Source organism: Arthrobacter sp. LAR12-1-1.1 (assembly GCF_040676555.1).
GTDB lineage: Bacteria > Actinomycetota > Actinomycetes > Actinomycetales > Micrococcaceae > Arthrobacter.
The window spans coordinates 1-19,859 of sequence record NZ_JBEGIG010000019.1 but is presented as its reverse complement, the minus strand read 5'-3'; the positions used below and the strand labels follow the sequence as shown (position 1 = coordinate 19,859).

Sequence of the window (19,859 nt, the reverse complement as noted above, 5' to 3'; positions counted from 1 at the left end):
GTCCGTTTGCAAGGGCTGGAATGCAGTTCGAGTCCCACCTCGGGCACGTGTTTTCCCTGTTCAGGGGCTTGTGGGCCGCTGAATGTGTACAAATCTCCTTAAATGGGCCCCTGCGGGGCCCATTTTTGTTGGTGGCGGCTGGTCTGGCGGCTCCTTCTCTTGACGTGGACAGCAGTGTTGCTGCATACTCCTTCATGGCCGGTAGCGCTTGGAACTGCATGACTTGCTGAGACTTGGGATCAAATCCTCATGGCTATCCCTGTCGGTGGCCGGGACTCCTGGGAAACTCTCGTCATGTCCTCGATGATGTTCTCGAGCATCGGGTAGGGGCCAGTAGAACCCATCGAGTTTGGTGACGACCAGGGCGCCGGCGGCCCGGACAGCCGCCAGGGCTTCGTTCAGTCCCGGCCGTTGCTTGTTCCTTCCGGTCACGCCGTGGTCACCATTGATCAGGCCCTTGCGGTCGCCCAGACCCGTAAGCGCCTTGCGCGGCGTTGCCAGGTCCTGTTCGTTGGTGCAGACCCGGGCGTAGCCGCTGATCTGCGCGGGCGGGTGCAACTGTCGCGATTGTCCAACCTGAGCGGGACAGTTTTGCGGCCGGGGTACACGCGATTCCAGGATTCCGGTATCTGTATCGGATTTTCTCGCAGCGGCAGTGCGGGCGGATGGTGTCGCGGTGGGGGACCGGCTTGCGGGCGGCAGATTCAGCTGGAGGAGGCAGGCTGGTCAGGGCGACCCAAGTCGGCCTGGAGCGCGGGGATGATCGAGGCGAGGATTCCGGACGCGAGAAGTCCTGACCCAGCGGACCGGCGGAATTTCCCCCCAGCGGTGGCAAGCGCCGAAGCGCGGACCGGGCTTCGGCACTCATGTGCTCTAGTTGCCAGTGGACCTCGTCGTCGACCGTCTTGGGCCGATAGGCGCCGCCAGTCCGGCCGCTTTCGCGGCATACGCGGCTGCCCCCAAGGCGTGCGCGCCCATGATGCTTCTATAGGCGTCAAATCCTGATTTTGGTGAGTATGGCAGTTTGATTCAGGACGGTACCCCGGACCCCCTTTAACCGGCCGCATTTGCGGACTGCCTAAACATCGCGTCGATGTCCTTAGCCAGTTCCCCGGCGTGGTTGAGGAAGCCCATGTGGCCGCCCGTTACCGTCCGGCGGTTGACTCCCGCATGGGAAGCTACCCACTCGGCGGCCTCCACGAAGAATGGCGCTGTCTGCTCGGCACTGAGTACGGCCAGCGGCACGCTCATTCCTGACAATGCCACCGGCTCGGGCCGCCAGGACGCGAATGCTCCGAACTCCGCTTCCAGCAGGACCCTGGCGTTTGTCCGGAGTCCGTCGAGAAACTCTGGCGGCAACAACGGGGCGGCATCTCCTGCCGCGAACTGGACGAAGGCCTCGGCACCGCCGGCAAGTCCGCCGGCCTCCACGCCTGCCGCAATCACCGGCTGCACGGTGGCCATTGCGTCGTCGGGATTGGACAGAACGCCCAGCAGCGCCGGCTCGTGCAGCACGGCTCCGGTAAAACGCCCGGGGGCCTTCAGGGCAGCGGCCAGCGCTATCAACGCCCCGGTGCTGTTGCCGAACATGACGCATGGCACGGTCCCGAGCGTTTCCAACAGGGCAACAACGTCGCCGGCATGCTGGTCCACTGACGTTTCCGCCCAGTCCGGTTGCTGTGAACTGCGTCCGTTGTTCCGACGGTCATAGGCGATGACTGCGTGGTTTTGGGCCAACACCTGGGCCAGTTCGGCGTATTGCCGGGCGTCGCCTCCAGCGCCGGGGACCAGAAGCACCGGCGTCCCATGACCTGTCACTTCAACGTGGGCTGGCGTGGTTGCTGTGCGGAGTTGTCGCTAGCTTCGTAGGCGCGGCCTGTGCCAGCGCTTCTGCATTCCTGATCGGTCTCGGCGCCAGGAAATCGTACGTAGACATCATTCGTGAACGGTGCCACGATGGCCGAATACAGGGCCTGGCGCGCCGCGCCGGCGCAGAAGCGAGGCTGGAGGAACCAATGTCGGGGTCCGATCTGGATCGTGTGGTTGAGCAGTACCACCGAGCGCTCGATGCGTTCGTCAGGGGAGACCCGGAGCTGCAGAAGAAGCTGTTTTCGAGGCGGGACGACGTCTCACTGGCCAATCCGCTCGGCCTGCCGGCTCGGGGCTGGAGTGCAGTTGAGCAGACGATGGAGCGGGCGGTTTCTCAACTGAGGGAGGGCGAGCCCATCAACTTCGAGCGAATCTCGGGGTACGTCGGGACGGAACTCGCATACACTGTCGAAATTGAACGTGCCCGGGCCAAGGTTGGCGGATCCGATGAAGTATCCCCGATTTCTCTTCGCGTGACGACGATTTTCCGCCTGGAGGACGGACAGTGGAAAGTTCTCCATCGTCACGCAGATCCGATCACTTCCCCGCGGCCAATCGAGTCCATCGTCCAGGTTTAGGTCCGGGATCCGTGCCGCACCGGACAGGTCCGGTCGGCGTCCCGCCACTCGTGTTCCACGTCTAAGGAACTGGGACGGATCCGCTCTGCTGCGTCCGCGGCCCGGAGGGAATCATCGTCATGGTCGCAGAGCGGATCAGCCGAACCTCCGGTCGGCCGCCGCCCGATTCGAATGACGCTGCGGTAGCAATGTTGCTACTCCAGCCGGCCGAGGTTGAAAAGTGCAGAGAAGCTACTGTGGTCCGCCGTGAATTCGTGAAGTCGCTGCTGGCGAAGAAGCAGCCGCCCAAGGGCTGGCAGCACTTCACCGTCCACGCCATCACCCATGACCCCGAAACGGCCAGCGGGTACGAGGGAACCGTCGCCGCCGAGATGGCCGGAGCCAAGACGGGGGGAGAGCCCGGACCCGGATGGCCCACGACCCCGGAACACGGGACTACGTCACCAAACGCACCCAAGAAGGCCGCAGCTACCGCGAAATCCGCAGATCCCTCAAGCGCTACATCGCCCGAACGCTCTACCGCCAGCTCAACGCCCTTTATGCCACCGCGGAACCGGCCCGATCCCAGGTTGCCGGGGCAGACCCTTACCCGGAATAGGAGCACCGGTTGAGCATGCCGGGCTTCGGTTTGATTACGGTTCAGGTGGTGTCCGGTAAAGGATCGTCAACCGGACAGGTTTCAGGCCCGGATTCTTGAGCGATTACAGTTTGAGAGTGAATTTCCACGCATTCAAACGCTTCATCGATCTTGCGCCTGCTCCTGCCGATGCACAGCCTGTCATCCAGGTTGAAGAACAGAACAGCGACTACGAATCTGGGGTTGCACGCATCGGGAAGGAGCAGTGGCGAATCCGCACCGCCCGGATCACACCGACGAAGCCGGGCGCCTTCGTCGCGGTCTGGAAGCGCGACGAAGGCGGATCGACCAGGCCCTTCACGGCTGACGAGTCGATGTCTGGACTGCTCGTCTTCGCAGAGGAGCAGGAACGGTTCGGGGTCTTCCAATTCACCACGGCGCACCTGATCTCGCTCGGATGCGTCAGCTCCGAGCTGCATCCTGGCAAGCGCGGTTTCCGCGTCTATCCCGCATGGTGCACCGACCTGAATCCTCAAGCGTCACGCACTCAGCGCGCGCAGGGGGCTGCGTTCTCCGAGCTTTCTCCGAGTAACGCGTCGCGGACCGTAACTGAAAACGATCGTGCCCTTCAACGGCGCCCGTAAGCCGGTGGTTCAGCGGACGCCCTGGTGACCGCAGGGATTCTTCACCGGGCAGGGGTCCGGCTCAGTAGAGTGGAACGCATGAGTCTTGAATGGGAACAAGTAATTGTCGATTCGGCACGACCGGCCGAGCTTGGACTTTGGTGGGCCAAAGCTTTGGGTTGGGTCGTGACTTTGGAAGCTGACGATGAGTTCGAAATTCGTTCTGCACCGGACCGGTTGCCAGGGTTGGTCTTCGTGCCGGTGGCAGATTCGAAGGTAACAAAGAATCGTCTTCACCTCGATTTTCGGCCGGACGATCCAGCGGCCGAGGTCGAGCGGATGGTCGCTCTGGGTGCCCGCAGGGTCGATGTTGGTCAAGGCGAGCGGCCGTGGACTGTACTTGAGGATCCAGAAGGCAACGAGTTCTGCGTTCTGGGAGCCCGAAAGAAGGCCAGTACCGACAGTTGAAAGTTCGGACAGACCACGGCGGCGCCCGTCAGCGGATCCCTTGGCGGGCACTTGGTCGTGGACAGCCAGCGGATGCCCCGAAGTACGAACATCGACCGTGCGTAGGCGCCTAACGGCATCTCGTGGAGTATAGGCTACATGCCATGATGACCAACGAGCGCCTCAAGCCCCTGCTCGAGCAGTACGACTGGGCGACGGAACGACTTCTCACTCGCCTCGCCGGGCCCACCAGCAACTCGGGTGATGACAGCGACGTCGACGTACCGGTACTGACGGACGCCGAGTACCTCTGGGAACCGGTCGACGCGTGTTGGTCTGTACGGAGGCGCGCCGATGGGCCCGGACCGGGCGCCATCAAGCTCATCGGCGCGGGTGAGTGGGGGCGAGACGGCGCCCCCGAAAGTCCGTGGCCTCCGCCCCTCACGACGATCGCCTGGCGGCTTGACCACATCTCCGAAACGATGTTGGGCCGATCCAACCACCTCGGGGGCGACCGAACGTTCGATCGAGCGACGTACGAATCACGACCAGATGCAGCCGGCGCTATCGAGAGGTTCCGTCAGGCCGCAGCCGACTGGCGCCGGGTACTACTCAGTGTCGATGAGTCCGACTATGACCGGACCGGGCTAAGCAGCTACCCATACGGCAGCGATGCCGAGGAGACCTTTCCGACGATCGTGTGGTGGGAGAACCAGGAGATCCTGCACCACGGAGCCGAGATCGCGCTGCTCCGCGACCTCTACGTTCACCACGCTCAGTAGCGACGAGCGCGCACCGCGGACAGCTCAGCCGACGGAGTCTCTACGAAGTCGGCAATTCCATGAATGTGTCCCGCGTCATAGAGAATTTAACGTCATCTCGTGCACGAGATGATAAAGAGGATTACGTCCGCATCGGTGCATAGTGCCCGCAAGCCGGTCGATCACCGTGCCCAGGAAACGTGCCGCATGTCGTTTTTCGAAGTCGTCTGCACTGGCATCCGCGGTATCCCGGGGGTTGTGCAGGCGGGTTTGAACACGCGTCTGTTCAAACCCGCCTGCACAAAAGGCATCCTGTCTCAAAGCCGTCTGGACTACCTTTAACTATGGCTTTGAGGCGCCCGCACCGTCGTTGCCGGCATGACTGACGAGGAACCGCGGATCGTTGAGCGTGGCCTGGTGGCCATGTCCGATTCGGAGTGGGATGAGGCAGTGCGACAGGCTGGGGTGATTGCTCCCTTGGCTGCGTTGGATGTTGTCGGGCGGGGGGGGCAGTCAATGATGCTGCCGCGCTGCTGGGTGTGTCGCGGCGGCAGGTTTACGTGCTGATCGACCGGTACAGGCGTGGCACCGGCAGAGTCACAGATCTGGTTCCTGGCCGATCGGGCGGCGGCCGCGGAGGCGGCCGGCTGACCCCACCGGTGGAAGCGGTGATCGACGGGCTGATCCGCAAACGCTATCTGAAGCGGCAGAAGCTTTCCCTGGCGGTGGTTCACCGCGACATCGTCCGCGCGTGCACGGAGGAGGGATTGCCTGCCCCGTCGCGCAGCACTGTTGCCCGCCGCGTCGCTGAATTGCATCCAGCGACCGTCGCCCGCCGCCGGGAAGGCGCGGACGCCGCCCGTCCGCTGCAGGCGGCCGGAGGTATCGTTCCGGAAATCTCCGCCCCGTTGGAACAGGTCCAGATCGATCACACCATGATTGATCTGATCATCGTGGACGAGCGCGATCGACAACCAGTCGGCCGCCCGTATCTGACCGCGGCCATCGACGTTTACAGCCGCTGGCTGGTCGGCATGGTGGTCACTCTTGAGCCCCCATCGGCAGTTTCCGTCGGGCTCTGCCTTGCCCACGTGTGCAGCGACAAGCGTCCGTGGCTGGAGGGCTTGGGGATAGGAGGGGACTGGCCGATGAGCGGCAAACCGCGGCGACTGTACCTGGACAACGCGGCCGAATTCAAGAGTGAGGCCCTGCGCCGCGGCTGCGAACAGCACGGTATACGACTGGACTACCGACCCCTGGGGCGGCCGCACTACGGCGGCATTGTGGAGCGGGTGATCGGCACGGTGATGGCGCAGATCCATGAACTCCCGGGGACGACGTTCTCCAATCCCGTGGAACGTCGAACCTATGATTCGGAGATGACTGCCGCATTGACGTTGAATGAGCTGGAGCGTTGGCTGACCCTGGCTGTGGTTTCCTATCACGGCAGCATCCATGGCGGACTGGCCCAGACACCTGCGGCGCGCTGGGATCAGGGCATCACCGAATCCGGGAAACCGCCGGTGGTCACCAGCCCCACGGCGTTTCTGGTGGACTTCCTGCCGGTGCTCCGCCGCAAGCTCGGACGCACCGGTTTCGTCATCGATCACGTGCACTACTTCGCCAACGTGCTCAAGCCCTGGATCGCCAGGCGGGACCGGTTGGAACGGTTTGTTCTCCGTCGGGATCCTCGTGACATCAGCAGGATCTGGGTGCTGGACCCGGAGGGCAACAACTACGTTGAAGTCCCGTACCGGACCCTGTCGAATCCTGCCGTGACGCTGTGGGAACACCGCCAGGCTGTAGCGCGGCTGCTCGAGCAGGGGCGTGCGCAGGTCAACGAGCAGGAGCTGTTCCGCATGATCGGACAGATGCGCGAGATCGCCAGCACCGCGCAGCGCGATACCCGGCGGTCGCGCAGGGATCGGGAGCGCCGGAGCCAGCTGAAATCCGGGCACACTCTCAATGTTTTGAAACCGCCGCCGGACGGAACGGCCGGCGATTCTCCGCCGGCCGCGCCGTTTGATGACATCGAGGAGTGGTAGCTGTGGATGAATATCCTTTGGAGGACCTGTCCCATCTCCAGGACTCCGCACGGGAAATAGCGCGGTTGCCGGGGCCGGAACGGACCCAGCGGATCCGGGCAGACCGGTGGATCGGCTACCCCCGCGCCCAGGAAGCCCTCGCCCGGCTCCAGACCCTGTACGAGTGGCCGGTCAGGCAGCGCATGCCCAACCTGCTGCTGGTCGGGCCGACTAACAACGGCAAGACGATGATCATCGAAAAATTCCGGCGCCGGCATCCATTAGTTCCCGGACCCGACCGGGAGCAGATCCCGGTGCTCAGCGTGCAGATGCCCTCCGATCCCTCCGTCGCGCGCTTCTACGCCGCGTTATTGGCGGCAACGGGGGCTCCCGTCCGACCGCGCCAGCGGCTGGCCGAACTCGAACGGTTAGCCGTGTTCCTGCTGCGCGAGGTCGGGGTGCGGATTCTGGTGATTGACGAACTGCATAACGTGTTGGCAGGGCGGGAGAGCGGCCGCAGGGAGTTCCTGAACCTGCTGCGCTTCCTGGGAAACGAACTGCGGATCCCCCTGGTAGGGGTCGGAACCCGGGAGGCGTACCTGGCCATCCGCTCCGATGACCAGCTCGAAAACAGGTTTGAGCCCATGACCCTGCCCTTATGGGAGGTCAACACCGACCTGTTGTCCCTGCTCGCCAGCTTCGCGTCATCCTTCCCGCTACGCCAGCGCTCGGATCTGGCCACCGAGGATATGGCCCGTTACCTGCTCACCCGCAGCGAAGGGACCATCGGTGAACTGACCATGCTGCTGACCGAGGCAGCCGTGGCGGCCGTAGACAGCGGCGAGGAATCCATCAACCACCGGACGCTGACCCTGGCAAGCTACGACGGTCCCGCTGCCCGGCGCCGTAAGTTCGAACGCGAACTGATGTGATGCCCCCGCCGCGCTGGCCCCTGCACCCGGCCCCCGCAGAGGCCGAGGCGCTGTCCTCCTGGCTGAACCGGCTGGCCGGCACCTACCGGATGGACACCTCCGCGCTCCTGGAACACGGGCTGGGCCACGGAAGAATCCAGGACCGGCAACTCGACGAGAACCCACCGGACCTCTGACCCGCCCTCGACCCGGGGCGCAGTCACACTCATGGACCGGCGTACCTGGCAGGCACTAACGACAGGATCAGTAGAGCTGCCCCGCCGCCGCGTTCACGCAGGCATCTGGTTCCGGCTCCTGCGCACAATACTGGACGAGCTCTCAACCGCCCAAGGACGATACGGGCGGCAGTTGGCAGAGGTCCGCCATGTCTGGGAGTACTGCGATCACCCGTTTCGGGCAGGCATGCATGCTTGGCGCCCGTTCGAGAACCTGCACTGGGAGAAGCAAAAGCAACTGCTCGAAGCCGCCGCCGCCACCATGGAACTCATCGAAGCCGGCACACTCAGCGCATTCGGCACCTCGGCAGACCTCCTGCTGCCCGAGCCCGCCAGCAGGATCGACGACGGAACCCCACCCAACCGACCGACCGCAACGGCCGCCAAACGGACAGCAACTGCCAGCCACCGGACGGAACCAGCGCCGGGCGATGTGTGGGAGCAGGCGTTCGCTGCGCTGGAGGAAATCGTTGCCGCAGCCAAAGAGGACCCCGCAGCCGCCCAACAGTTTTACAGCTTCGCACTGTATGGATGCCGGAATGAAGACTCCGTCCGACGCCTTCGGCAGACGTTCGCCGAACTTCAGATACCCCTCGACTTTCTGTCACAAACAGAAGATCAGCCACCCTTTGCATGACTTAGAATAAAACACGAGTTAAGTGACACCTTCTGATTCCAGCCGGATCCGGAATCACACTGTCACTTAAACGAACGTATAAATGACGAAGGAGAACTTCCGTGCTGGTCGGATATATGCGTGTCTCCAAGGCGGACGGCTCCCAAACCACGGACCTGCAGCGCGACGCGCTCCTGGCCGCCGGCATCGGCGCGGAATCCCTCTATGAAGACCGTGCCTCCGGGAAAAAGGACGACCGGCCCCAGCTGGCTGCCTGCCTCAAAGCTCTACGCCACGGCGACACCCTCATGGTCTGGAAGCTCGACCGGCTCGGCCGGGACCTGCGGCACCTGGTCAACATCGTCCACGACCTCACCGAACGCGGAATCGGGCTGAAAGTCCTCACCGGGCAGGGCGCCGCCATCGACACCACCACCGCCTCCGGAAAGCTTGTTTTCGGAATCTTCGCTGCCCTCGCCGAGTTCGAGCGCGAACTCATCTCCGAACGCACGACAGCGGGGCTCGCCGCCGCCCGCGCCCGCGGCCGCAACGGCGGACGCCCCTACAAGATGACCCCGGCGAAAATCCGGCTCGCCATGGCGTCCATGGGCAAGCCCGGAACCAAAGTCAGCGACCTCTGCACCGAACTCGGGATTACCCGACAGACGCTCTACCGGCACGTCTCACCCACAGGGGAGCTGCGGCCCGACGGTGAGAAACTACTCTCGCGATAGCAGTAGACCCGCCCGTACCAGCAGCGGCCGGCACCACCGCCCTGGCCAGCGCATCCGGCCTCGCCGGCGTTCCCTTTCACGCCCCGTCACCGTTCGCTTCACCGGACGGGGGTTGCGGGGCGCCGATGGACTCCAGCTCGCAATCATGCAGTTCAGGGGTGTGTGCGACCGGTGGGGGACCGGCATACGGGCGCGAATGTGGTCGTTACCCCCGAGTCGTGAACTGGACCTGAATGCGCTTGAGCTCGGCGCGTGGAAGCACGGCGGTCACGACGCCACCGTCTGCTAGTTCCGCGCCGATGCCGTATACAAACGGGTCCGTGTCGACCTCAGCGCCGGGTACCTCGACTCCATTGACGAAGACACTGACCTGACCGTTGACCATCCGGTCCGTCACTGCGGGTTCGGGTTGGTCCCAGGGGTTGTCGCTTAGTCCGAGCTCCTGGCGGTACTGGTTCATGAGGATGTAGTTGACGTGGTCGACCAGCACGCTGCGGACCGAAGTACGCTGGGATTGGTCACGGTGCCAGGTAGTTCGCACGGCCTCCCACAGCTGCGGGTATCGCATTCGCTTCACCTGCTCGACCAGCCACGCGGGTCGCGGCCATGGCGGAACATCCTCGATCGCCCTGCGCGCCTGCTGGTTGAGGTCGGCGAGATTTACTGGGTCTGAGCGGTCAATCGGGTTTCGCCAGAGTGTATAGGTGACACTCGCTGTCATTTCACTGTATCCACGAGCGTCCTGGCTGTATCCCAGACCGACGGTATCCGTGTCCTCCAGCGAGGGCTGGGACACCAGTCCCATCACCGGGATGGGCATGAGTTTCAGGCGCTCAGCCTGCTCGACACGGGGGTCGGGCGCGTCTTCGGGGAGAATTCCAGTCACTCTCATGCCACGAGTATGAACCAGCACGTGATCGGGAGCATATATCTGTAGAAGAGAACAGCGACCGTTGGAGGATCCTTCACTGGACGTCACGACCGATCACCCCGAGGTCGATGAAGGAGGCTGGTGCAAGTGTCCTTCACGTTCCGCGCGGTCGATCCTTAGGTTGTTGATGGCCGTCAGGAGGATTGCTACCAGCAAGATTGCGGGTGGCCAGTAGCCAAATCGGCTGTGATCTGCAGCAATAAAAACGCCGACATCCACGATCCCGAACAGGATGAACGTAACAGTCGGCGTTTTCTTGTCCCAAAACCTAGCCACTGGTCCCCAACTTGCTCGGCCATCAGAAGAGCGTCGATTCCGCGATCCCCGCTCGTGGCCAAGTCTCCACGGCCCGAGCGTAGAAGTCGATGGGGACATTAGTCGACTGGGCAAGGTCCGGCCGATTGATAGCGTCCGGTAAAGGATCCCCTAGCGGACCGTGCCGCCGAGGCTCCTGCTAGGAACGCTCCACACGGTCGGCAACGATGGAGAATTCATCCTGCTGTGCCTCGTGCCAGGTGAGCCTTACGGCTTCGCCTGGGACAAGCTCAAGAAACTCATTCGTCCTCTGGATGATGCAAGAAAAATGGGCGAAGCATTCAGCAGCCACGCCTTCAACTTCGATGGATCCCCACCCTTCTTCACGGTGCCAGGTCTTCACGGTTCCCTTGCTCCAAGGTTCATACATGTCACCGATGATAGCCACCTCATGCCATTGGCTACTTTGCGCCCATTAGGAGGGACGGTCAGCCATTTTCCGCCCCCGTCAGGGTTTCCTAAACGGACACGATCAACGGCCTTCGGACTGCCTACTCGTGCCCCGACTCGACAGGAGTGGAATGGGAGCTATCGCTCAACCTACGTTCGCTTCTGCGGGACGATACGGCTACTGCCATCACGAAGACGACGGCACACGCGGCCGGGATAGCCAAGGCATCTGGAGCTATCGGGCTGAAGTTTCTAACTATCCATGTGACGCCCAATCCGACTGGGATGGCTGCAGCAGCCACCCACAGCCAAAACGTCCAGTTCGGCACCGCCGGATCGCTGTTGTGTCCCATTGCCGAAGCATAATCCCGCTGCAATGGACTGCACTAGATTCAGAAAAGCCGACCTCCCGAGTACGACGAAATGACCGGTCAGGGTTCCCCATACGGACGTGTAGTGAGTCGTGCAGACGAGTGTGGACATTCCGTGCAGACGACTTCGAAAACTGACAAAAATCCCCGCCGCGAGACGGACGCTGCCCGTCTCGAAATGCCGTCCAAGAACAGGTAGTCTCATAACTGAGAATTGGTCGGGATAAAGAGAATCTGGAGGCGGCGATGGCCGTGATCGGCTACGCGAGGGTTTCCACCACGGAACAGAACCTCGATCTGCAGCTCACAGCACTCAAGGCCGCCGGCGCAGCCAGGATATTTGCCGACGATGGAGTCAGCGGGTCCACGACGGAACGCCCTCGGCTGTCCAGGGCTCTGGACCGGCTGGAGGCCGGCGACGTACTCACCGTGTGGAAGCTTGACCGCTTGGGCCGCAACACCCGGCACGTTCTTGATCTTGTTGAGGACATCAGGGAGCGGGGAGCAGGTTTCCGGTCCCTGACCGAAGGGCTGGACACAACCGGACCCATGGGCACCGCCATGCTGACGATCATGGCCGCGTTTGCTCAGCTGGAGCGCGACACGATGATCGAACGCACCAAGGCTGGCCTCGCTGCGGCCGCGGCCAACAACCGCCACGGCGGAAGGCCCCGCAAGGTGGACGACGCTGCTGCTGCCCGAGCTAAAGAACTCAAAGGCAAAGGAATCAGTGCCTCCGACATCGGCAGGATGCTCGGAGTCTCCCGCGCCACGGTGTACCGATACCTTATATAGGCAACACGGAGAGCGGTCCCGACAACCCGGCGGTGACATCCACGCGGTCCGCCGCCGTACCGGAAGTTGCACGTGTGACGGATCATTATGGCGGTACTTTTGGGCTAACTTAACGGACGACCAGACTACGCGGCATTCTGTGGATTCGGGTTTCGGGGTCAAGGATGCCCGCACTTTTGACGGCGACGGTGTTGATAAGACTGGCTGTGGCCTCGGTCAGTCTTTCGTCGAGTCGCGCAGCTTCATTCAATCTTATGTGTACCGAACCCGGGGTAGATTTTGGTGCCTGGGTTCCTTCCGGGGGCCTCGCTCGTCTGGTCTGCCAGATCGGCAGCTTGTTCGATCGGCACTACGTGGATGCCCTCGGTATGCCCGAAAACCTGCCGGGTCTGCAAGCTGTCATCACGTAGAATCCACACTGCGCTGGAATTACTGGTCTTCGTTTCAATGACGGCTGCGAAGGTCGCACCGTCGTTGGGCCGGACCCACACGTGTTGTCCTGGCAGGAGGCCCGTCCAGTCTTGAGGCGCGAAGCCGTCGCTCGGGTAGCGGGATTTCTTCTTCTCCACGGGTTTCACTTTCTACATTTCTCGCTGGGGCTTCCTGCCGCGGGTGCTGCTGGTGTGGTCAGGGGGCGGGGGCCGCCCCCCTTGGGCCCTTGGCTCGCGATATCCATCCACAAAGCTCGACCCAGGGCCCCTTCCTTAAGAAGCGTTGGGGTCGCGATTCTTGACAGTCTGAATCCTTCCAGGGACTGGTTTCGGGTTCCGGTATGTACGTCATCGGCGACGACTTCGTGCGTCCGGGGCGTCATCGTTCCCGGTCATTGTTTCGGTGGCTGGGGTGCCGTCGTCTTCGTAGTGTGTGGCTCCTGCGAGGTCGCGTCCGGCGATGTATCCGAAGGTCAGGGCGGGGCCGAGGTTGATGCCCCCGGCGGGGTATTGTCCGCCCATGACTGAGGCCTGGTCATTACCGGCGACGTATAGGCCCTTGATGGGGTGCCCGTTCGTGTCCAGGACCCGTGCGCGCGCATCGGCTGCGAGGCCTGCGAAGGTGCCGAAGGAGCCAGGGACGATTTTGACGGCGTAGAACGGCCCCTTTTCCAATGGGCGCAAGGACGGGTTCGGGGTGTTCTTCGGGTCTCCGCCGTAGCGGTTGAATTCGCTGGCGCCGCGGTCAAAGTCCGGATCCACCCCCCTGCGGGCGTTCTCGTTGAACTCGGCCACGGTCTTGACCAGAGCATCGGGGTCGATGCCGCAGGCTGCGGCGAGTTCTTCGATGGTGTTGCCTTTTTTGAGGTAGCCGGAGCGGAGGTAGGGGAAGAGCGGGACGGGCAGCGGTTTGGCCATCCCCAGCGGGAACTTGCGCACGTACTCGGCGTCGGCAATCTGCCAAGCCTCGACCGATTCACCCTCGGGGGTCGCCTTCAGCATTCCTTCCACATAGTCGTAGTAGCCGTTGGCCTCGTTAACGAAGCGCTTGCCGTCCCGGCGCACCCCGATGCTGCCGGGTTTGGCGCGATCCATGATGTGCGGGAACGTACCGGTGCGTCCGTTCCGGTATGGGACCAGGGAGACCGGGCACCAGGCTGCCGGAGACGCCGCATCGGTGTCGAAGCGGGCACCCACGGCCTGGGCAATGGTAATGCCGTCCCCGGTGGTTTCCTTGGGTGCGAGTGTCCAGTGCTCGCGGCCCGTGGGGGTCTTGGGGAAAAGCGCCTTGCGGCGGGCAACGTCGTTGGGGAACCCGCCGGTGGCCAGAACGACGCCGCGGGAAGCGTTGATAGTGTAGCTGCCGGAGGGTGAATCCACGACGGCGCCGGTCACCGTGCCGGTCCCGTCGGTGAGCAAGCGCTTGGCGGGGGTGGAGACGCGGATGTCGACGCCGAGGTCGTCGGCTGATTTCATGAGCCGGCCGGTGAGGGCGGTGCCGTTGACCAGCTGCATGTTCCGGCGGTGAATGATCAGGTCCAACAGGTGGAAGCCCACCCGCCAGGCTGCGTGGAACAGGCCCTGGAGGTTTCCTTGGGAGGCGGAGAGGAACTTGGTAAGGTCCGGCCCGGCCATGATGCCCATGCCCAGGAATGATGTTTCGTAGAGCTGGTGGCGCATTATGGCGCGCAGTTCTGGTTTGATTTTGCGGGCGTTGAAGGGTTTGGGGCCGACGGAGCGGTGCCCGGTGCCGGCGCCCGGTGTGCTGCCGTAGATGTCCTTGATCTTGGCTCCGGGAACGAACTGCAGGCTGGTCTTGTCCTGGAAGAAACCGACCATGTGCGGGACGGCCTCAAGGAACGCCTCGACCTTGTCCTCACGGTAGTTCGCGCCGAGTCGGTGGCGCAGGTAGGTGCGGAAGAGTTCGGGGTCCTCGTTGACGCCGGCGGCTTTGGCCAGCGGGTTACCCGGGGTCCAGGCCCAGCCTCCGGACCAGGACGTGGCGCCGCCGCAGACCTCGGCTTTTTCCACGACGATGACTTTCAGGCCGTGGTAGGCGGCTGTTACGGCAGCGGAAAGCCCGCCCGCGCCGGAGCCGATGACGAGGACGTCGCAGTCCAGGGCTTTGGCGGGGGATGTGGTCAGGTCATCAGATTTGGTGGTCTTCACTCGGCGCTGGCCTTAATTGTTGGCTGTATCTGTGGTCTGTGTTTTGTGTGCAGGGGGTGAATGCGCGGCAACTGGCGTCTCGGTTGCCGGTTGCCGCGCACTCGTCTTCGCGTCACCGTTGGTTTGGTTGCGTCCTGCTTCTTGTCTTTAGCGGTGTTCCTTGTTGGCCCACTTGTAGGACCAAAGGCTGGAGACCAGGGCTATCAGGCAAAGCCCGGCGAGGAGCGCCGCGGCGGGGGCCCAGCTGCCGCTGCTGGCCATGAGGGCGGTGGCGATCAGGGGGATGAAGCCGCCCACGGCTCCGGCGAGTGCGTAGGCGAATCCTGCGCCGCTGTAGCGGATCCGGACGTCGAACATGTCGGTGAACCAGGTCTGCTGGACGCAGGTGGAGATGTTGTGTCCGAGGTTGATCAGGGCGCAGAAGCCCAGGATCATCGGGATCAGTTCGCCGCTTTCCAGCGCTGCGAAGAATGGTGCTGCTGCAAGGGCCGCGGCGAGGGGGCCGATGATGTAGAACCATTTCCGGCCGTACTTGTCCGCGAGGCGTCCCCAGAGTGCCAGGAAGGGGATGGCGAGGACCATGGCGACCATCGAGGCGGTCAGGACGGTGGAGGTAGGGGTGTCGGTGAAGTTTTTGACGTAGGCCAGGGAGAAGGTGAAGCCCATGTAGAAGGTGCTCTGGTCCACCATCCGCATGCCGATCACGGCCAGGATCTGCTTGGGGCTGGTCCGCAGCGCTTCAGCCAACGGTGCACGGGCGTCCTTGTGTTCTTCCTTGACGGCGGTGAACTCTGCTGACTCGGGCACGCCGGCCCGGATCCAGAGTCCGACAAGGGCGAAGAGGATGCTGATCAGGAACGGCAGGCGCCAGCCCCAGGCGAGGAACTGTTCGGCCGTGGTCAGTGCGGTGACCAGGGCGAACGCTGCGGTGCCGAGGAGCAGTCCGACGAATGATCCGATCTGCACGCCGGTGGCGAGGAAGTTGCGCCGGCCTGCCGGCGCGTTTTCCACTGCCATCAGGGCCGCGCCGCCCCATTCCCCGCCGACGGCGATGCCTTGGATGGCCCGCAGGGTCACGAGCAGGATCGGTGCGGCGACGCCGATCGCGGCGTAGCTGGGGAGTAACCCGATGGCCGTGCTGGCCAGTCCCATCATGATGACGGTGATGAAGAGCATGGTGCGGCGGCCGTACTTATCGCCGAAGTGGCCGAAGATGGCCCCGCCGAGCGGGCGGAACAGGAAGCCGACGGCGAACGAACCCATGGAGGCCAGCAGCCCGGCGACCTGGTTGTCCGATGGGAAGAACAACGGCCCGAACACAACGGCGGCAGCAGTGCCGTAGAGGAAGAAGTCGTACCAGTCCACGACGGCGCCAACAGTGCTGGCCAGCGCTGCCCGCCGTCCAGACGTGGCACTGATGACGACGGGAGGATGGTTCAGGGCGCCCATGGCGGTACCCCCGGTGCTCGAAGTGTGGGAACTAGGCATTGCGGTTCACCGCAACCTTTCTTGTTTGCTCGGCTGCACCTTTGCGGGCGAGCGGATTGAGTGCTTTAATGACTACGTAGTCATTTAGTGATTTAGATCATACGCGCATCGCTTAATAACAGTCAAACACCCAGAGCAGGATGGAAGTTATGAACAGAACGATCGGGCTGGCGCACTTGTCAGCGCTGCATTTTAGTCCGCCGGAGCTGGTGGACGCAGCGGCAGCTGCGGGCTTTACCTCTGTCGGGATCCGGGTTCACCCGGCAACCCGGAGTGAAACCCAGTACCCCATGGCTGCCGGTTCGTTCATGTCGGTGCAGACCATTGAACGACTGGCGGCCACGGGCCTCTCAGTCCGCGACATTGAAGTATTTACCCTGGACGGACACCGCGGACGCAAGGAATGGGAACCGGTACTGGAGGCCGGCGCAGCCCTCGGCGCTTCTGTGCTCAACGTCATCGGCGGCGATCCGGACCGCGCCCGGTTGACGGACAGCCTTGCGGCGCTGGTTGAGGATGCCACGAAGTACGGCATCCGCCCGTCCATTGAACCGATCTCGTATCAGCCCCTTGACTCCATCCCGGCCGCCGGCCTGCTGGTCGGGCAGACAGGCTGCGGAATCATGCTGGACGCGCTCCATTTCGTGCGCGCAGGCGGCCTCATCGCAGAGCTGATAGCCCTGCCGGCAGGGGCGGTGACCGTCATCCAGCTCTGTGACGGCCCGGCCGAAACCCCGGCACTGCCCGTCCCGCACCGCATGCCGCTGGGACAGGATGTGAACGGATCCGCGCGGCAGATCGAGTCGCGTGCGAAAAGGCTGGCCCCCGGGGAGGGGGTCTTCCCGCTTCGGGAAATCCTGGCGGCCCTTCCCGACGCGCCGGTCAGCGTCGAAGTCCCTGACGTCTGGGCCGTCGAGGCCCTCGGCACAGCCGCACACCTCAATCACATCCACACCGCAGCCGAGAATCTGATCGGCTCACTCCTGAAAACTGAAATGGAGACAACACCATGAGCGAAGTCACCGAAATCACAACACCGGGGGCAGCCGCAGGCAGCCCCCCGCGGCCCCGAACCGCCAGCGCCGAGATCTATTGGCCCGGCCGTTTCCGGGATCAGGTCATCCTGGTCACCGGCGCCGCCGGCGGGCTCGGATCCGACACCGCGGACCGGCTCGCACGCGAAGGCGCCACTGTCGTCTGCACCGATGTCGCCGATGGCGGGCTGGGCGACGGAAGCAGCCCCACAAACTGCATGGCCCTGAACGTCACCAGAAGGGCTGATTGGGACCGCACCGTCCAGACAGTACTGCAGCGGTACGGTCGGATCGACGGGGCGCTGTTCGCCCACGGAATCCAGGGTCCCGAAGCTCCCGTGACCGAAATGCCCGCCGACGGATGGGCCAAAACCCTGAGCGTGAACCTGGACGGCTGCCTGCACGGCCTGGCGAGCATCCTCCCGGTCCTCACACAGCAGGGATACGGCCGGGTGGCCATCCTGTCATCCATTTCCGCCCGCGAAGGGAACCCGCACCAGGCCGCCTACTCGGCCTCCAAGGCCGGGCTCGTGGCCCTGGTCAAAACGGCAGCGAAAGAAGTCGCGCCCTATGGCGTCACGGTCAACTCCATCGCACCGTCCATGATGAAGACCCGGCTCCTTGAGGACCTCAGCCCTGAAAGGAACGCCCAGCTGCTCGCCAAGGTACCCATGGGCAGGGTCGGACTCCCGGAGGAATTCTCCGCCCTGGCCACGTGGTTGCTCTCCGCGGAAGCGAGCTATATGACCGGTCAGACGCTTGACCTGAGCGGCGGCCGCAATACCGCCTGAGGAGGCGGCGCCGTCGTCCCCCGTATTTCCAGCCTGACCGGAAATACGGGCTTCCGTGCCTGGCTGGGAGGCTCGCCCTCGATTCTCCCGGCCAGGCGGTCGACCGCCTCGTACGACATCTCCGCAATGGGCTGGTGCACGGTGGTCAGGTTCACAAAAGCCCAGCGGGATGGCCCGGAATCATCAAATCCCACAATCGACAGCTCATTTGGGACACTTATCCCCAGTTGGGCTGCGGCGTCCATGGCAGCAAACGCAAAAGCATCCGTCACGCAAAACAACGCCGTCGGCCTGTCCTGGCGATCAAGCATCTCCAGGGCCGCCCGCACCCCGTCCTCGTGCGTCAAGCGGAGGTGCTGAATCCAGTCCTCGCGTACCGGGATCCCGCGGCGCTCCATCGCAGCGCGGACACCGTCCTCGCGGTCACGGCCATTGGACCGGTCCCGCAAAGTCGACAGCACGCCGATTCTCGTGTGCCCCAGGCCCTGCAGATGGGAAATCACCAGCTCACCGGCGCCCCTGTCGTCTGCGAGTACGGCTTCGACATCGACGCTGACATCATCACGGCTCAACAGCACCACCGGAGTGCCACGGTCAAGGACCCGCCGGACCGCGGCGGACCCCTCCCTCGCCGACACGAAGATCATCCCGTCAACCGTCGCACGATCGAGCACATCAACGGCCTCAGGATCCGGCGAAATATCCGGATCCCTAATCAGGACCATCCGGTAACCACGCTCCAGCAGCCGATTCTGCAACGACTCCACAATGACCGGGTAGATCGGGCTCGTCAGATCCGCGACCACAATGCCCACCGCATGCGTCCGCCGGGTAACCATCATGCGAGCCGCTGCATCCGGTACATAGCCAAGTTCCCGCGCCCCGGACAAAACCCGCTCCTTGGTAGAAGGCGCGACAGCCGGATCCCCCCGCAAAGCACGTGAAACCGTCGACTGCGACAATCCAAGATGCCGGGCCACATCAACACTGGTAACCATGGCCCAATCGTATTTCACCCACAGCGCGCCCGCCGGCAGAACCTGTCCCAACAGGTCAAAGTCCGCAGCGGCCGCGGCGTCGACAAAGCTTCGGTGCAACGGAGGCCCCCGTCGGTTCAGGGTCAGACCGTCGCACGAAATCCTGAACAGTAGGCCAAAAAACCGGCCCCCCACATCAACACGCTGAACTTGACAGGGAAGATCAAAGGCAACGACCAGCCCTACACCCCAGGTGCCCGTTCCTGGCTGAAACTCAAGCACCGCGAAACCGTGGAAATCATCTGCGAGGCAGTCATCGGGCCGATCACCGAACCCCGGGAGGTCGTGGCCGGGCTGGTCCTGGACGGGGAGCTGCGGATCGTGGGCAGGTCCACACCTTTGAAGACGGCAGCCGCGCGGGAACTGGAGCGGTGGCTGCAACCTCCCCGCGGCGCCCACCCCTGGCCCACGACCGTGCAAGGCACCACCCGGGACCGGTTCAACCGCGACAAGGAACCGGTAACGCTGACACTGGTCGAACCTGTCGCAGTGGAAGTCTCCGCCGATACGGCCTGGTCAGGCAGGTCCTTCCGCCACCCACTGCACCTCGTCCGGGCCAGACCCGAGCTGTCTCCTGCGGTCCCGGATCATGACGGGATCGGCGCGGGACAGATCCAGGATGGACTGGATGCCCAGGGCGTTGAGCCGTTTGGTCAGCCGCGTGGCGACACCCCAGATCTCAATCACGGACAGGCGGCGCATCAGTGATTCCCTGTCTGCGGCGGCCACGG

20 protein-coding genes and 2 pseudogenes are annotated in these 19,859 nt (G+C 63.5%); 13 read left to right on the top strand and 9 right to left on the bottom strand.

Annotation, left to right across the window (positions count from 1 at the left end):
* Nucleotides 1-192 precede the first annotated feature (192 nt).
* Together MRBLAR12_RS12530 and MRBLAR12_RS12525 are read right to left on the bottom strand one after the other, a co-directional pair.
* Complete coding sequence (locus tag MRBLAR12_RS12530) at nucleotides 193-558, bottom strand: recombinase family protein (RefSeq protein ID WP_364746427.1); 366 nt, start codon at nucleotides 556-558, stop codon at nucleotides 193-195.
* A 495-nt stretch (nucleotides 559-1,053) separates the two neighbouring features.
* Nucleotides 1,054-1,797, bottom strand: a complete 744-nt coding sequence (locus MRBLAR12_RS12525; RefSeq protein ID WP_364746425.1) for an alpha/beta fold hydrolase — start codon at nucleotides 1,795-1,797, stop codon at nucleotides 1,054-1,056.
* A 218-nt stretch (nucleotides 1,798-2,015) separates the two neighbouring features.
* On the opposite strand from MRBLAR12_RS12525, the gene MRBLAR12_RS12520 reads away from it, so the two are divergent.
* The 10 genes and pseudogenes from MRBLAR12_RS12520 (at nucleotide 2,016) to MRBLAR12_RS12470 (ending at nucleotide 9,376) form a co-directional block, all read left to right on the top strand.
* Nucleotides 2,016-2,447 carry a YybH family protein gene (locus tag MRBLAR12_RS12520; RefSeq protein WP_028275243.1) on the top strand — a complete coding sequence of 144 codons (432 nt, stop codon included), beginning with the start codon at nucleotides 2,016-2,018 and terminating at the stop codon, nucleotides 2,445-2,447.
* Nucleotides 2,448-2,856: 409 nt separating this feature from the next.
* Nucleotides 2,857-3,045 carry a hypothetical protein gene (locus MRBLAR12_RS12510; RefSeq protein WP_414645509.1) on the top strand — a complete coding sequence of 63 codons (189 nt, stop codon included), beginning with the start codon at nucleotides 2,857-2,859 and terminating at the stop codon, nucleotides 3,043-3,045.
* Between the two features lie 116 nt (nucleotides 3,046-3,161).
* Nucleotides 3,162-3,668: a MepB family protein gene (locus MRBLAR12_RS12505; RefSeq protein WP_364746423.1), complete on the top strand. Its 507-nt coding sequence runs from the start codon at nucleotides 3,162-3,164 to the stop codon at nucleotides 3,666-3,668.
* Nucleotides 3,669-3,746: 78 nt separating this feature from the next.
* The gene (locus MRBLAR12_RS12500) at nucleotides 3,747-4,115 is read left to right on the top strand and encodes a VOC family protein (RefSeq protein WP_090582409.1); all 369 of its coding nucleotides are present in this window, start codon (nucleotides 3,747-3,749) and stop codon (nucleotides 4,113-4,115) included.
* Nucleotides 4,116-4,258: 143 nt separating this feature from the next.
* On the top strand, nucleotides 4,259-4,876 hold the full coding sequence (locus MRBLAR12_RS12495; RefSeq protein WP_364746421.1) for a DinB family protein: 618 nt from the start codon (nucleotides 4,259-4,261) through the stop codon (nucleotides 4,874-4,876).
* A 357-nt stretch (nucleotides 4,877-5,233) separates the two neighbouring features.
* Nucleotides 5,234-6,900 (top strand): annotated as a pseudogene (locus MRBLAR12_RS12490) (Mu transposase C-terminal domain-containing protein).
* A gap of 2 nt (nucleotides 6,901-6,902) precedes the next feature.
* Nucleotides 6,903-7,811, top strand: coding sequence for a TniB family NTP-binding protein (locus MRBLAR12_RS12485; protein WP_364746419.1), 909 nt, complete (start codon nucleotides 6,903-6,905; stop codon nucleotides 7,809-7,811).
* Nucleotides 7,811-7,987, top strand: a complete 177-nt coding sequence (locus tag MRBLAR12_RS12480) for a TniQ family protein (protein WP_364746451.1) — start codon at nucleotides 7,811-7,813, stop codon at nucleotides 7,985-7,987. Before MRBLAR12_RS12485 ends, MRBLAR12_RS12480 begins: the two co-directional genes overlap by 1 nt.
* Before the next feature lie 31 nt (nucleotides 7,988-8,018).
* Complete coding sequence (locus tag MRBLAR12_RS12475; RefSeq protein ID WP_364746417.1) at nucleotides 8,019-8,663, top strand: hypothetical protein; 645 nt, start codon at nucleotides 8,019-8,021, stop codon at nucleotides 8,661-8,663.
* 101 nt (nucleotides 8,664-8,764) lie between these two features.
* A complete protein-coding gene (locus MRBLAR12_RS12470) occupies nucleotides 8,765-9,376 on the top strand; it encodes a recombinase family protein (protein WP_364746415.1) in 612 nt (203 codons plus the stop codon).
* Between the two features lie 205 nt (nucleotides 9,377-9,581).
* On the opposite strand, the gene MRBLAR12_RS12465 is transcribed toward MRBLAR12_RS12470, so the two are convergent.
* Both MRBLAR12_RS12465 and MRBLAR12_RS12460 read right to left on the bottom strand, forming a co-directional pair.
* The gene (locus MRBLAR12_RS12465) at nucleotides 9,582-10,268 is read right to left on the bottom strand and encodes a hypothetical protein (RefSeq protein WP_364746413.1); all 687 of its coding nucleotides are present in this window, start codon (nucleotides 10,266-10,268) and stop codon (nucleotides 9,582-9,584) included.
* 493 nt (nucleotides 10,269-10,761) lie between these two features.
* On the bottom strand, nucleotides 10,762-11,010 hold the full coding sequence (locus MRBLAR12_RS12460) for a cold-shock protein (RefSeq protein WP_364746411.1): 249 nt from the start codon (nucleotides 11,008-11,010) through the stop codon (nucleotides 10,762-10,764).
* Between the two features lie 619 nt (nucleotides 11,011-11,629).
* Between MRBLAR12_RS12460 and MRBLAR12_RS12455 the strand changes: the two genes are divergently transcribed.
* The gene (locus MRBLAR12_RS12455) at nucleotides 11,630-12,178 is read left to right on the top strand and encodes a recombinase family protein (protein WP_364746409.1); all 549 of its coding nucleotides are present in this window, start codon (nucleotides 11,630-11,632) and stop codon (nucleotides 12,176-12,178) included.
* A 242-nt stretch (nucleotides 12,179-12,420) separates the two neighbouring features.
* On the opposite strand, the gene MRBLAR12_RS12450 is transcribed toward MRBLAR12_RS12455, so the two are convergent.
* The 3 genes from MRBLAR12_RS12450 to MRBLAR12_RS12440 form a co-directional block, all read right to left on the bottom strand.
* Nucleotides 12,421-12,747, bottom strand: coding sequence for a hypothetical protein (locus tag MRBLAR12_RS12450; RefSeq protein ID WP_229995465.1), 327 nt, complete (start codon nucleotides 12,745-12,747; stop codon nucleotides 12,421-12,423).
* A gap of 210 nt (nucleotides 12,748-12,957) precedes the next feature.
* Nucleotides 12,958-14,778 carry an FAD-dependent oxidoreductase gene (locus MRBLAR12_RS12445; protein ID WP_364746407.1) on the bottom strand — a complete coding sequence of 607 codons (1,821 nt, stop codon included), beginning with the start codon at nucleotides 14,776-14,778 and terminating at the stop codon, nucleotides 12,958-12,960.
* A 147-nt stretch (nucleotides 14,779-14,925) separates the two neighbouring features.
* Nucleotides 14,926-16,266 (bottom strand): MFS transporter, encoded by a 1,341-nt coding sequence (locus MRBLAR12_RS12440; protein ID WP_229995467.1) that lies wholly within the window; start codon nucleotides 16,264-16,266, stop codon nucleotides 14,926-14,928.
* A 149-nt stretch (nucleotides 16,267-16,415) separates the two neighbouring features.
* Between MRBLAR12_RS12440 and MRBLAR12_RS12435 the strand changes: the two genes are divergently transcribed.
* Together MRBLAR12_RS12435 and MRBLAR12_RS12430 are read left to right on the top strand one after the other, a co-directional pair.
* Nucleotides 16,416-17,279: a sugar phosphate isomerase/epimerase family protein gene (locus MRBLAR12_RS12435; RefSeq protein ID WP_229995468.1), complete on the top strand. Its 864-nt coding sequence runs from the start codon at nucleotides 16,416-16,418 to the stop codon at nucleotides 17,277-17,279.
* Nucleotides 17,276-18,091 carry an SDR family NAD(P)-dependent oxidoreductase gene (locus tag MRBLAR12_RS12430; protein ID WP_229995469.1) on the top strand — a complete coding sequence of 272 codons (816 nt, stop codon included), beginning with the start codon at nucleotides 17,276-17,278 and terminating at the stop codon, nucleotides 18,089-18,091. Before MRBLAR12_RS12435 ends, MRBLAR12_RS12430 begins: the two co-directional genes overlap by 4 nt.
* Here the strand turns inward: MRBLAR12_RS12430 and MRBLAR12_RS12425 are convergent.
* A complete protein-coding gene (locus tag MRBLAR12_RS12425) occupies nucleotides 18,052-19,350 on the bottom strand; it encodes a LacI family DNA-binding transcriptional regulator (protein ID WP_364746404.1) in 1,299 nt (432 codons plus the stop codon). The genes MRBLAR12_RS12430 and MRBLAR12_RS12425 overlap by 40 nt on opposite strands.
* A gap of 354 nt (nucleotides 19,351-19,704) precedes the next feature.
* Nucleotides 19,705-19,859: pseudogene (locus MRBLAR12_RS12420) on the bottom strand (DNA polymerase V subunit UmuC); the annotation flags it as partial.

Coding starts and splice junctions, on each gene's coding strand:
- MRBLAR12_RS12430 (WP_229995469.1), top strand. CDS start 17,276: ATGAGCGAAGTCACCGAAATCACAACACCGGGGGCAGCCGCAGGCAGC.
- MRBLAR12_RS12435 (WP_229995468.1), top strand. CDS start 16,416: ATGAACAGAACGATCGGGCTGGCGCACTTGTCAGCGCTGCATTTTAGT.
- MRBLAR12_RS12510 (WP_414645509.1), top strand. CDS start 2,857: ATGGCCCACGACCCCGGAACACGGGACTACGTCACCAAACGCACCCAA.
- MRBLAR12_RS12475 (WP_364746417.1), top strand. CDS start 8,019: ATGGACCGGCGTACCTGGCAGGCACTAACGACAGGATCAGTAGAGCTG.
- MRBLAR12_RS12520 (WP_028275243.1), top strand. CDS start 2,016: ATGTCGGGGTCCGATCTGGATCGTGTGGTTGAGCAGTACCACCGAGCG.
- MRBLAR12_RS12500 (WP_090582409.1), top strand. CDS start 3,747: ATGAGTCTTGAATGGGAACAAGTAATTGTCGATTCGGCACGACCGGCC.
- MRBLAR12_RS12455 (WP_364746409.1), top strand. CDS start 11,630: ATGGCCGTGATCGGCTACGCGAGGGTTTCCACCACGGAACAGAACCTC.
- MRBLAR12_RS12495 (WP_364746421.1), top strand. CDS start 4,259: ATGATGACCAACGAGCGCCTCAAGCCCCTGCTCGAGCAGTACGACTGG.
- MRBLAR12_RS12440 (WP_229995467.1), bottom strand. CDS start 16,266: ATGCCTAGTTCCCACACTTCGAGCACCGGGGGTACCGCCATGGGCGCC.
- MRBLAR12_RS12480 (WP_364746451.1), top strand. CDS start 7,811: ATGCCCCCGCCGCGCTGGCCCCTGCACCCGGCCCCCGCAGAGGCCGAG.
- MRBLAR12_RS12465 (WP_364746413.1), bottom strand. CDS start 10,268: ATGAGAGTGACTGGAATTCTCCCCGAAGACGCGCCCGACCCCCGTGTC.